Below are 11,851 nucleotides of genomic sequence, written 5' to 3'. Positions count from 1 at the left end.
GTATTGCTCGCGCGCTCGGCCTTGCTCAGGCAGTGGTCGCGGTGATCGGGCTCGCCGTCGAGCACCGGCACCATGCAGGTGCCGCATACGCCTTCGCCGCATGACGTATCGACCTCGATGCCGATCTGCGCGAGTGCGTCGACGATCGACGTATCGGGGGCGACGCGCACCGACTGGCCGCTGCGTTGCAGGCGCACTTCGAAGCCTTCCGCCGGAGCGGCATGCGCGGCGGTGACGGTCTCGGACGGTTCCGCCGCGAAGCGTTCGAGATGAATCGCGTCTTCCGGGATGCGCCGGGCCGCGGCCGCGACGACGGCATCCATGAACGGCCCGGGACCGCACGTGTAGACATGCGCTGTCGGGTCGATCGACTCGACGCAGCGGCCCAGTTCGGCCGCGAGCGCATCGGGCTCGACGCCGTAATGGAACGTCACGTGCGATGCGAACGGTTCGACCGACAATGCGTCTACGAACGCGGCATGCGCGCGGCTGCGTGCGAAGTAATGCAACCGGTAGCGCGCGCCGCGCTTGTGCAGCGCATACGCCATCGACAGCAGCGGCGTGATGCCGATACCGGCCGCGACCAGCACGTGCTCGCTCGCGTCATCGGTCAGACGAAACAGGTTGCGCGGTGTGCCGATCGACAACTCGGCGCCGACGCTCACGTCGTCGTGCAGCGAACGCGAGCCGCCGCGCGACTGCGCTTCCTTCTTCACCGCGAACAGATAGCTGCCGCGCTCGTCGGGGTTGCCGCATAGCGAGTACTGCCGCGTGACGCCGGATGGCGCGGTGACGTCGATATGGGCGCCCGGTTCGTACGCGTCGAACGGCTGGCCGTCGACGCGCGAGACCCGGAAACAGCGGATGTCCTGCGCCGCGTCGATCAGCGCGTCGATCCGGACCTGGTGGCGGTTCGCTTGCATGGGAAATTCCGTGGGGTAGAGGAAAGCGGCGCGGCAGAGCCCCGCGCCGTCATGCGATCGAGAATAGGGACGCGCATCACATAAATCAAATCGATTAAAAAGCGATGCTGGAATAAGCGGGATGGATGATGGTGGCGTGCCGATTGTCGCCGGTCAGCGTGGCGGCGATCGCGCGGCCGGTGCGCCGACCACGCGATCGGTGAACCGCGCGACTTCAGCGCGCGGCAATGGCGTTGCCGCCGTCGACGGCCGCGTCAGCCGAAGCCGATGCCGCCGCATGACCGCGTTCGCGCTCGAGGCTGCGGCGATAGTGGCGGCAGCCGGCGGCGAGCAGCAGCGCGGCGAGCGTGGCCGCCGCGACGTTGACGATCGACATCGAATGGCCGACCGCGGCCGGCGCGCCGAACACGCGATCGGTGAACAGCGCGACGACGGTCGTGCCGATCCCGAGCGCGATCAGGTTCGACACGAGCAGGAACAGCGCGGAGATCTGCGCGCGCATCTGGTTCGGCGCGAGCGTCTGCATCGCGGCGGTCGACGTCGGCATCGGGAACGACGCGAAGAACATCGCGACGACCAGCATCGCGAGCGACGCCGGCAGGCTGTCGAGCTGCGTGAACAGCGTCGCGGGGATTACCATGCACGCGGCGCCGATCGCGCCGGCACGCATCGGTGCATCGCTACGGCCGCGCCGCAGCAGCCAGTCGTTGAGCCAGCCGCCGCAGAACACGCCGGCCGTGTTCGCGACCAGCAGCACGATGCCGAGCGTGTAGCCGGCTTCGACGGCCGTCATCCCGAAGCGGCGGATATAGAACGCGGGCGTCCAGCTCAGCAGGCAGTACAGCGCCATCGCGTAGAACGAGAAACCGAGGTAATGGCACGCGAAGGTCGCGCGGTGCGTGCCGACGAAGCGCAGCGAATCTCGCATCGACACGCGCCGCACGGCGCCCGAGCGGTCCTGCGCGAGCCCCTTGCGCTGCGGGTCGCGCACGGTCGCGGCGAACAGCAGCGCGACGAGGATGCCCGGCAGCCCCACGATCAGGAACGTGACCTGCCACGCATGCACCTGTCCGACCACCGGCAGCGTGAATGCGCTCGCATGCTTGAGCAGCGCGATCACGTAGCCGCCGATCAGGAACGCGATGCCGCCGCCGATGAACGAGCCGAGCGAATACACGGCGACCGCGCGCCCGAGCTTCTCCTTCGGGAAGTAGTCGGCGAGCATCGAATACGCGCCGGGCGACAGCGCGGCCTCGCCGACGCCGACCCCCATCCGCGCGACGAACATGTGCACGAAGTGCTGGCTCATCCCGCACGCGGCGGTCGCGACGCTCCACAGCGCGATGCCGAGCGAGATGATGCGCGGGCGCGCATAGCGGTCGGCGAGATACGCGACGGGCAGCCCCATCACCGCGTAGAACAGCGAAAACGCGAAGCCGTTGAGCAGGCTGAACTGCGTGTCGGACAGATGCAGGTCGCGCTTGATCGGTTCGATCATCAGCACGAGGACTTGCCGGTCGACGAACGAGAAGATGTACGCGAGCATGCAGATGACGACGACATACCATTCGTACGTATAGCGCTTGCCGTCGGCAGCGCGGGCCGTGGATGCGGACATGCGGGTTCTCCAGGAGCGGGCGGTGGAAAAGCGCGGCATCGGCCTGGCGGGCCGGGCGCCGTCGCGGCGCGAAAGCGTGCGGATGACACGATCGGAAACGCAGCGTAGTCGGCCAAATTCGGCGGCCATAGCCGGAGTGACAGCCGCGCCACACGGACATTTACCGACCCGGATAAAGAAAACACCGAGACCGTGCGCGCGGGCCGCCGCGCAGCGCGCGTGCGGCGGGGCCCGCATGCCTCATGCGGCACATCTATAAGCGTTATAGAGCGCATTGCGTCGACGTCCGAAATTGTCGTTCCTAGACTCGGCCCGGTTTTGATCGGCAGCGTTCGCCTCTGGAAGCGAACGCGCTTCACATCAAGCGGCGCGATGCCGACAGGCGCCGCAACTTCTACGGGACGACGCAGATGAACCATCCGAACGGGCGAGCCCTCCGGCTTGCCGTACCGCTTGCCGCGCTGTTGGCGTGCATGACGCTGCCGGCCGCCGCGCAATCGAGCGTGACGCTCTACGGCCGCATCGACACCGCGATCGAATACGCGAACGCCGGGCCGAACCACGTGACGCGCATGGGCAGCGGCAACCTGTGGGCGTCGCAATGGGGGCTGAAGGGCGTCGAGGATCTCGGCGGCGGCTATGCGACGATCTTCAAGCTCGAGGACGGTTTCAACGCGGCGAGCGGCGCGCTGTCGAACAGCAGCGCGCTGTTCGGCCGCGAAGCGTGGGTCGGCATCACGGGGCCGTTCGGCGGCGTGCAGTTCGGCGAGCTCTACACGATCCTGCATACGACGCTCGTCACGTACAGCCTGCCCGGGCTCGGCGCGGGGCTCGCCTGGGGCAATGCGACCAACAACTTCGTCGGGCCCGCGTTCCTGCGCGTACGCAACTCGATGCGCTACACGTCGCCGCGCTACGCGGGCTTCCTGCTGCGCGCGATGGCCGCGCGCGGCACCAACGGCGCGGCCGGGCAGCCGGCGACGCTCGGCGATACGTACGGCGCCGGCCTCAACTACGTGCGTGGAGGGCTGTCGGTCGACGTCGACTACATGCAGCAGAAGTTCAGTCCGGTTGCGGCGCCCACGCTCGGCGCCACGAGCGCGGCCGCGAACGGCAACTACACGCTCGGCGCGATTTCGTACGACTTCAACGTCGTGAAGGTGGCCGCGCTGTACCTGCGCCATCGCGGCGGCCCCGATGTCGCGACCGCGATCGACAGCCAGAGCGCGTATCCGCACAGCGACATCATGGAGCTCAGCGCGACGGTGCCGATCGGGCGTGCGTCGCTGCTGCTGAGCGTCGGCCATTACCGGAAGGTGGCCGACAGCGACGGCAATGCCGATTCGTACGGCATTCGTTTCGACTATCCGCTGTCGAAGCGCACGGTGCTGTACACGGGCGCCGCGATGGTACGCAACGGCGCGCATGCCCGCTTCGTCGTCAACGGCGCGGCCGGCGGCGGCGTCGCCGTGGCCAAGCCGGGCGCGACCGCGAGTTCGCTCGTCGCGGGCATCCTCACGTCGTTCTGAGCGTCTCGGCGGGCCCGTGCTCGTGTCCGCTCGCGCCGCTACGCGCAGGCGGGCGGCTGCGGCGCGAGCCATGCGTCGAACGGCGCCTGCTCGCCGATATTGAACAGTTCGAGCAGCAGCGCGCGCAGCCAGCAATGACCCGGGTCCGCATCGAAGCGGCGGTGCCAGTACGCGTTGACGGCCCATTCGCCGGCGCCGGCGATCTCGTACAGCACGCACGGCTGGCGTGCCGCGAACGTGATCGCGATCGTCTCCGGCAGGATCAGCGCGTAGTCGCCGTCCTGCAGCAACGCCGGCACCACCAGAAAATCCGGCAGCGCCGCGCGCACTCGCGGCATCAGTTCGTGTCGTTCGAGCAGTTGCATCGACTGCGGATGCGACGTGACGGCGACGAAGCGCAGCGTGTCGGGCGCCGCGCCGTCGAGCACGAAATCGTCGGGCAGCCCGACGCGCTGCGCGGTGCGGCGCGGCATCAGCAGCACGCAGCGCTCGTGCAGCAGCGCGGTGCGCTGGAAGTGGCTCGACGCATCGGCGAAATGCCCGAGCGCGAAGTCGATGCGCCCCGATTCGAGCGCGACGTTGAGCTGGCATTCGTCGACGTGCAGCGTCTCGATCACGGCGCCCGGCGCGCGCCGGTCGAACGCGGCGAGCAGCGTCGGCAGGAACGCGCTCGCCGCGAAATCGCTCATGTGCAGGCGGAACACGCGCTGCGTGCTGTCGGGCGCGAAGCGCGAGCCTTCGTCGAGCACGTCCTGCAGGATCGCGAGTGCCTTGTCGACCGAGATCGCGAGCCGCTGCGCGCGCGGCGTCGGCTCGACGCCGGTGCCGGTGCGCACGAACAGCGCGTCGCGGAACATCAGCCGCAGCCGGCCGAGCGCGTAGCTGACGGACGGCTGCGTGACGCCGAGCCGCAGCGCCGCGCGGCCGACGTGCCGGGCTTCATACACCGCGCGAAACGTCTTCAACAGGTTGAGATCGAGATCCTGCACGCGCAGGCCGTCGGACGCGTCGCCGTCGTGCGGCACGGGTTCGGGGCGGGTTGGTGCCGCGGGGCGGCCGGGAGCGGAGAGCGTCATCGTGTCTGCCTCGCAGTGACGGAAGGCGCGTGGCCGTAACGCCGTGCATACGCCTTCGCGAAATGGCCGAAGCCATGGATGCCGTGCGCGATCAATACGTCGGTCACGCTGCGCGCGTCGCCGCGCTGTAGCGCCGCGTGTACGGCGGCGAGCCGGCGCTCGCGCACGTACGCGGCCGGCGAAGTGTGCAGGAATGCGCGGAACGCATGTTGCAGCGTGCGCGGCGCGACCCCGGCGACGGCCGCCAGCGCGGCGAGCGCGAGCGGTTCGCCGAGGTGCGCATCGACGTGAGCGCACGCACGGCGCACGTGCGCGGGCAGTGGCGGCGTGCCGCGTCGCAGCGCGTCGCTGTACGAATGCGGCAGGTGCGTGAGCAGCAGCGACATCAGCCACGCGGTGAGGTCGGCGCCGAACACCGGCGACGCCGCACCGATGCCCGGCTGTGCGCCGAGCCGGCACAGGTATTCGAAGGTCGGCCGTACGAGCGCGGCTCCCGCGCCGGCACCGCCGGCCGCGAGATCGAATTGCAGCGGCCGCGTGAGCGTTGCCTGCAGCATGTCCTGCAACTTGCGCTCGAGCGCGCCGCGTTCGAGCCGCAGCACGAGGTTGCGGCAATCGGGGCTCGTGCGCAGACGGCTCGGAAGCGCGGGCGACGATACGGTCAGCGCGCCGGGGCCGGCGCGCGCGACGACGTTGCCGGCCTGCAGTTCGCACGCACCGGCGAGCGTCAGCCGGAACAGGAAGTGATCGGCGTCGTCGCCGAACTCGATGCGCGTTTCGCGGCCGTAGCAGAGTTCGAGCAGCGCGCCGTGATGCAGCGGCACCTCGTACAGCTCCGCGTGAAACGGATCGCGGCCGGACGCGGCCATCCGGTGCGGCCCGAGCCGGTGCGCGACCGCGCGTTCGACTTCGTCGGGCGCCTGCAGCGTGCCGAGCCGGTTCGGCGCATGGCGGGAAAGGGCGATGTCCATTCGTAGACCTCGTGGCGGATGCAGGGGCGCGGCGGCATCCGCCGCACCGCGATTGCGTTGCGCGAACGGGCGCGTCGTTGCGCGTTTTGAAGCGACGCGGTGCAAGTGCCCGCGTAGTCTCGGACATACTCGATCACCGGGAGAAAACGATGAAGGTATGTGTTCTGGGCGGCGGCCACGGCTGCCATGCGGCGGCCATCGACCTGCTCGAAAAAGGCCACGACGTGACGTGGTGGCGGCGCGATCGCGAGCCGCATGCGCGGCTGCGCGCGCTTGGCGTACTGAACGTCACCGACTATCGCGGCAAGCGCGCGGTGCCGCTCGGCGACGCGCCGGGCGCGATCCGCCTGACCGACGATCTGGCCGCCGCGCTGCGCGGCGCGCGGCTCGTCGTGGTGCCGCTGCCGGCCACGTCGCACGACGCGCTCGCCGCGCAGGTCGCGCCGCTGCTGGAGGATGGCCAGGTCGTGTTCCTGCCGCCCGGCACGTTCGGCAGCGTCGTGTTTGCCCGCGCGGCCGCCGACGCCGGCAACCGTGCGCGCGTCGCGTTCGCCGAAACCGGCACGCTGCCGTACCTGGTGCGCAAGCATGGCGACAACGAGGTCGTGATCAGCGCGTACGCGACGCGTCTGCCGACCGGCGTGTGGCCGGCGAACGCGGCCGGCTGGGCGTTCGACGTGCTGCGCGCGGGCTATCCGTCGGTCGAGCCGGTCGAGGATGCGTTGTCCGGTGCACTGATGAACGCGGGCCCCGTGATCCATCCGCCGCTGATCCTGATGAACGCCGGGCCGCTCGAACACTTCGACGCGTGGGACATCCACAACGAAGGCACGCAGCCGTCGATCCGCCGCGTGACGAACGCGCTCGACGCCGAACGCATCGCGGTGCGCGAAGCGCTCGGCTACCGTGCGCCGCATTTCCCGCTCGCCGATCACTACGCGACCGACGGCGACGAGTGGATGTACGGGCGCGGCGCGCACGGCAAGCTGACCGATAGCGGCGACTGGCGCGAGAAGATCGATCTGCGCACGCATCGCTACATGCTCGAGGACACCCGGCTCGGGCTGTCGTTCATCGTGTCGTGCGGGCGCTGGGCCGGCGTGCCGACGCCCGTCGCGCAGGGGCTGCTGAGCATCGCGAGCGCGGTCGCCGTGCGCGACCTGTATGCGGAAGGGCGCACGCTGGAGCGGCTCGGGTTCGCGGCGCTGTCGAAGGATGCGCTGCGCGCGCTGCTCGACGCGGGGTATTCGGCATGAAGGCGGCCGCCGATGTGACGCGCATCCACGTGCTCGGCGCGGGACGCATGGGGCAGGGCATCGCGCTCGTGTTCGCGTTCGCGGGCCTCGACGTGACGCTGATCGACTTCAAGCCGCGCGATGCGGCCGGCTGGCGCGCGTTCGACGATCGCACGCGCAACGAGATCACCCGGCCGTTGCATGCGCAGATCGCGCTGGGCCGCATCGACAACGCGCAGGCGGATGCCGTCGCCGCGCGAATCACGCTGGTGGCGCGGGACGGCGCGGCCGATGCGGTGTGCGATGCCGACATCGTGTTCGAGGCGCTGCCCGAAGTGCTCGAAGCAAAGGCCGACGCGTTGCGCTGGCTTGGTCGACACGTCGATGCGCATGCAACGATCGCGTCGACCACGTCGACGTTCGTCGTCACCGAATTGCAGCGCCACGTCGCGCACCCGGCGCGGATGCTGAACGCGCACTGGCTGAACCCCGCGCTGCTGATGCCGCTCGTCGAGGTGAGCCGCAGCGACGCAACGGATCAAACCGTCGTCGACGTGCTCGCGGCGCTGCTCGAGCGCGTGGGCAAGAAGCCGGTGATCTGCGGGCCGGCGCCCGGCTATATCGTCCCGCGCATCCAGGCGCTCGCGATGAACGAGGCCGCGCGGATGGTCGAGGAAGGCGTGGCCAGCGCCGAGGACATCGACACCGCAATCCGCACCGGCTTCGGCCCGCGCTTCGCGGTGCTCGGGCTGCTCGAATTCATCGACTGGGGCGGCTGCGACATCCTGTACTACGCGTCGCGGTACCTGGCCGGCGAGATCGGCCCGCGCTTCGCGCCGGCCGCGAGCGTTGTGCGCAACATGGAAGCCGGGCGCGACGGCGTGCGCACGGGTGCCGGCTTCCACGACTATGCGGCGGTCGACGTGCCCGCGTACATGCGGCAGCGGCTCGGCGAATTCGCGCGGCTGCTCGACCATCTCGGGCTGGCGCCGGCGTTCGACAGCGCGCGGCGCGACGCCGGGCGCTGAGCGGCGCGCGCTCATGCCGGGTCGCCGCGCGAACCGTCGGCGGGCGGGGTGCGCGTCTCGCGCATCACGCACAGCGTCGCGACCGTGACGAGGCCGAGCGCAATCAGGAACAGCGACACCGGCCACGACGCGTGATAGCGCGCGAGCAATGCGGTCGCGATCAGCGGCGACATCCCGCCCGCGAAGATCGACGCGACTTCGTGGCCGAGCGCGACGCCCGAATAGCGCACTTCGGTGCTGAACAGCTCGCCGACGAGCGCGGGCAGCGTGCCGATCATCGCGCCGTGGCTCACCGCCGTGCCGATCGTCAACGCGAGCCATACGAGCGGCGTCACGCGCGTGTCGAGCAGCCAGAAGAACGGAAACGCGCACGCGACGAGGCTCAGCGCGCCGATCAGGTACACGGGCTTGCGGCCGATCCGGTCGGACAGCCGGCCCCAGGCGAGCATCGCGCCCATCTCGACGATCATCGCGATCATCACGCCGGTCAGCATCGTGCCGTTCGGAATCCCCAGGTATTTGCCGTAGACGAGCGAGAACGCGAGGAAGATGTACGCACCGCCGTTCTCGGCCACGCGCAGCCCCATCGCGAGCAGGATTTCCTTCGGGTGACGGCGGATGCACTCGACGATCGGCAAATGCGCGTGTGCGCCGCGCTTGCCGGCCTGCTCGAAGTCGCGGCTTTCCGGCAGATGACGGCGGATATAGATGCCGATCGCAAAGATCGCGACGCTCGCGAGGAACGGCAGCCGCCAGCCCCACGTGCGGAACGCGTCGTCCGGCAGCGCCTGCGCGGCGAGAAACGCGGCCGACGACAGCACGAAGCCGCCGCCCACGCCGAGCTGGCTCCACGCCGCGTAGTAGCCGCGCTGCTCGGGCGGCGCGTTCTCGCTGATCATCAGCACGCCGCCGCCCCATTCGCCGCCGGACGCGATGCCCTGCAGCAGGCGCAGCACGACGAGCGCGGCCGGCGCCCACAGGCCGACCTGCGCATAGGTCGGCAGCAGGCCGATCGCGAAGGTCGACGCGCCCATGATCAGCAGCGTCCAGACGAGCGACGCCTTGCGTCCGTAGCGATCGCCGACGTGGCCGAACACGATCCCACCGAGCGGCCGCGCGACGAAGCCGAGCGCGAACGCCGCGAATGCGGCGAGGCTGCCGGCGAGCGGCGATGCGCCGGGCGGGAAGAACACGTGGCCGAACACCAGCGCCGCGGCCGTGCCGTATACGAAGAAGTCGTACCACTCCATCGCGTTGCCGGCGACGGAGGCGATGACGATCCGGCGCAGTTGCCGGTCGGCGAGCGGCCGGACGGCGCTCGGGGATTGCACGGTGTCGGTCGGGTACATGGCGGAACTCTGAAGGGGGAGGCGGGCGCGTGCCGTCTCGTGCGGCACTGCGGGCTAGTGTTGTCGGCCCGCCGCTCCCCGGTCAAATCCGCAGAAAAAGGGAAGTGTCATCACTCCCGCAAATGATGGTCGGGGCGCGCGGGGCCGTGCCAGCGCGCGCCGGGGCCCGTCACCGCTCGATCTGCCGGTTCCACCGCGTATCCCACTGCGCGCGGCGCGCATTGATCGCGGTCCAGTCGACCACCGTCACCTTGCGCACCAGGTCGTCGACGTTGCCGAGGCTCTGCTGCATCGGGGCCGGCATCTTCGCGAGGCGGTTGGTCGGAATCTGCTTGCCGGCCTCGGCCGCCTTCGTCTGCGCGGGCGCGGACAGCAGGAACTGCGCGAGCTTCTGCGCGAGTTGCGGATCGGGATTGTTCGCGACCACGCACAGGTCGACGAGCAGCAGCACCGGGCCTTCCTTCGGGTTCGCATACGCGACGGGGATGCCCTTGTCCTGAAGGTCGCCGACGCCGGTCGGCGTGAGCGGGAACAGGCCGGCCTCGCCGGTCTGCACCATCTCTGAGATCTTCGCCGAGTTCGGGATGTACTCGACGACGTTCGGCCCGACCGTGCTCGCCCACTTGCCGAAGCCGGGCTCGACGTTCTGCTCGTTGCCGCCGAGCAGCCGGTTGATCGCGAGGAAGCCGTGCAGCCCGAACGTGCTGCTCGACGCCGACTGGAACACGACCTTGCCCTTGTATTTCGGATCGGCGAAATCCATCCACGAGGTCGGCGGCGCCCAGCCTTTCTCGGCGAACAGCTTCTTGTTGTACGCGATGCCGGTCATCCCGAGCTGCACGCCCGCGCCGACGTCGTCCTTCATCCGCGCGAACGGGTACAGCTCCTTGAGCACCGGCGAATCGTCGAGCTTCTGGCACACGCCGAGGCTCACCGCGCGCGCCATCACGCCGTCGTCGAGGAACGCGACGTGGATCTGCGGCTTGTTGCGGTTCGCGAGCAGCTTCGCGAGCACGTCCGACGACGTGCCGGGCACGATCACCACCTTGACGTTGTTCGCCTTCTCGAAGTCGGGCAGCACCTGGCTCGTATAGGCCTTCTCCATCGGCCCGCCGTTCATGCCGACGTAGATCGTCTTCGTTTGCGCGAACGCGGGCGCGCCGGCGCCTGCGATGCAGAGGGCGGCGGCCGCCGCGATCGTTCCGAGCAGTTTCATCTTTGGGTTTCCTCTTGACGGAAAGGGGCGGTCGGCACGGCTTGCGGGAAGAAGCGGCCGATCGAGAATGCATCGAGTGGCGTCGCGGTTTCGCCGGTGGTGATGAGATCGGCGAGCACGTCGCCGACGCCCGGCGCGAGCAGGAAGCCGCCGCCGGAAAAGCCGAACGCATGCAGCAGATTCGGCGTGGTGCGGCTCGCGCCGATGATCGGGTTGTGGTCGGGTGTGCAGCCCTCGACGCCGCTCCACGTGCGGATCAGCAGTGCGTCGCGCAGCGCGGGCAACAGCGCGCACGCATCGCGCATCACCACGCGCGTCGTATCGACCGACGGCTGGCCGAACTCGCCGTCGCCGCGGCCCCGGCCGCCGCCGATCACGCAGTTGCCGCGCGCGACCTGCCGCGCGTACACGCCGCCGCCATACACGCCGAGGTTGTGCGCGATGAACGGCGGCAGCGGCTCGGTCACCCACATGTTCGGGTAGATCGGCTCCATCGGTACGGCTTCGCCGAAGCGTTCGGCGATCGTGTTCGCCCATGCGCCCGCCGAATTGATCAGCCACGTCGCGGTGTGCGCGCGGCCACCCGCTTGCAAGTGAAAACGCGTGCCGTCGTGATGAACCTCATCGACGGCGGTGTGCTCGAACACGTCCGCGCCCGCTGTGCGGGCCGCGCGCGCGAACGCGGGCGACACGACGCGCGGGTTCGCATGGCCGTCGGTCTCGCACAGCGAGCCGCCGAGCGCCGCGCGGCCGAGCCACGGGTAGCGGCGGCGGAACGCGTCGCCGCGCATCACCTGCAGCGGCAAGCCGTGTTCGCTGGCGAGCACGGCGTACGCGTCGAGCGCATCGAGATCGGCGTCGCTGCGTGCGAGTCGCAAGTGGCCGGACACGACGAATTCGCCATCG

The 11,851-nt window shown here is 69.7% G+C and carries 10 protein-coding genes; 3 read left to right on the top strand and 7 right to left on the bottom strand.

Annotated features, from left to right (window positions below; all coding sequences use genetic code 11):
• A partial coding sequence (locus JMF90_RS08195) for a PDR/VanB family oxidoreductase (RefSeq protein WP_201325032.1) occupies positions 1-923 on the bottom strand: 923 nt, incomplete at its 3' end.
• Positions 924-1,137: 214 nt separating this feature from the next.
• Complete coding sequence (locus tag JMF90_RS08190; protein ID WP_011694653.1) at positions 1,138-2,541, bottom strand: MFS transporter; 1,404 nt, start codon at positions 2,539-2,541, stop codon at positions 1,138-1,140.
• 410 nt (positions 2,542-2,951) lie between these two features.
• On the opposite strand from JMF90_RS08190, the gene JMF90_RS08185 reads away from it, so the two are divergent.
• Complete coding sequence (locus tag JMF90_RS08185) at positions 2,952-4,070, top strand: porin (protein WP_011694654.1); 1,119 nt, start codon at positions 2,952-2,954, stop codon at positions 4,068-4,070.
• Between the two features lie 38 nt (positions 4,071-4,108).
• Here JMF90_RS08185 and JMF90_RS08180 read toward each other — a convergent pair whose 3' ends face one another.
• Complete coding sequence (locus tag JMF90_RS08180; protein WP_011694655.1) at positions 4,109-5,146, bottom strand: LysR family transcriptional regulator; 1,038 nt, start codon at positions 5,144-5,146, stop codon at positions 4,109-4,111.
• On the bottom strand, positions 5,143-6,117 hold the full coding sequence (locus JMF90_RS08175) for an AraC family transcriptional regulator (RefSeq protein ID WP_011694656.1): 975 nt from the start codon (positions 6,115-6,117) through the stop codon (positions 5,143-5,145). The genes JMF90_RS08180 and JMF90_RS08175 overlap by 4 nt, the downstream gene beginning before the upstream one ends.
• 149 nt (positions 6,118-6,266) lie before the next feature.
• Here JMF90_RS08175 and JMF90_RS08170 point away from each other — a divergent pair, with 149 nt between their 5' ends.
• Entirely contained in the window at positions 6,267-7,373 is a 1,107-nt protein-coding gene (locus JMF90_RS08170; protein WP_011548371.1) for an NAD/NADP-dependent octopine/nopaline dehydrogenase family protein, read from the top strand.
• Positions 7,370-8,380 (top strand): 3-hydroxybutyryl-CoA dehydrogenase, encoded by a 1,011-nt coding sequence (locus JMF90_RS08165; protein ID WP_011548370.1) that lies wholly within the window; start codon positions 7,370-7,372, stop codon positions 8,378-8,380. Before JMF90_RS08170 ends, JMF90_RS08165 begins: the two co-directional genes overlap by 4 nt.
• A gap of 11 nt (positions 8,381-8,391) precedes the next feature.
• On the opposite strand, the gene JMF90_RS08160 is transcribed toward JMF90_RS08165, so the two are convergent.
• The 3 genes from JMF90_RS08160 to JMF90_RS08150 form a co-directional block, all read right to left on the bottom strand.
• Complete coding sequence (locus JMF90_RS08160) at positions 8,392-9,729, bottom strand: MFS transporter (RefSeq protein ID WP_011548369.1); 1,338 nt, start codon at positions 9,727-9,729, stop codon at positions 8,392-8,394.
• Between the two features lie 169 nt (positions 9,730-9,898).
• The gene (locus JMF90_RS08155; protein ID WP_011548368.1) at positions 9,899-10,945 is read right to left on the bottom strand and encodes an ABC transporter substrate-binding protein; all 1,047 of its coding nucleotides are present in this window, start codon (positions 10,943-10,945) and stop codon (positions 9,899-9,901) included.
• Positions 10,942-11,851 (bottom strand): FAD-binding oxidoreductase (locus JMF90_RS08150; protein WP_201325031.1); only part of this gene is annotated, 910 nt, incomplete at its 5' end. The genes JMF90_RS08150 and JMF90_RS08155, both read right to left, overlap by 4 nt.

Source organism: Burkholderia sp. E168m23 (assembly GCF_016586125.1).
Classification (GTDB): domain Bacteria; phylum Pseudomonadota; class Gammaproteobacteria; order Burkholderiales; family Burkholderiaceae; genus Burkholderia; species Burkholderia orbicola.
This window is presented reverse-complemented; position numbering and strand designations above follow the sequence as displayed.

Excerpts from the sequence above, each read along its gene's own strand:
- JMF90_RS08190 (WP_011694653.1), bottom strand. The coding sequence starts at position 2,541 with ATGTCCGCATCCACGGCCCGCGCTGCCGACGGCAAGCGCTATACGTAC.
- JMF90_RS08185 (WP_011694654.1), top strand. The coding sequence starts at position 2,952 with ATGAACCATCCGAACGGGCGAGCCCTCCGGCTTGCCGTACCGCTTGCC.
- JMF90_RS08180 (WP_011694655.1), bottom strand. The coding sequence starts at position 5,146 with ATGACGCTCTCCGCTCCCGGCCGCCCCGCGGCACCAACCCGCCCCGAA.
- JMF90_RS08175 (WP_011694656.1), bottom strand. The coding sequence starts at position 6,117 with ATGGACATCGCCCTTTCCCGCCATGCGCCGAACCGGCTCGGCACGCTG.
- JMF90_RS08170 (WP_011548371.1), top strand. The coding sequence starts at position 6,267 with ATGAAGGTATGTGTTCTGGGCGGCGGCCACGGCTGCCATGCGGCGGCC.
- JMF90_RS08165 (WP_011548370.1), top strand. The coding sequence starts at position 7,370 with ATGAAGGCGGCCGCCGATGTGACGCGCATCCACGTGCTCGGCGCGGGA.
- JMF90_RS08160 (WP_011548369.1), bottom strand. The coding sequence starts at position 9,729 with ATGTACCCGACCGACACCGTGCAATCCCCGAGCGCCGTCCGGCCGCTC.
- JMF90_RS08155 (WP_011548368.1), bottom strand. The coding sequence starts at position 10,945 with ATGAAACTGCTCGGAACGATCGCGGCGGCCGCCGCCCTCTGCATCGCA.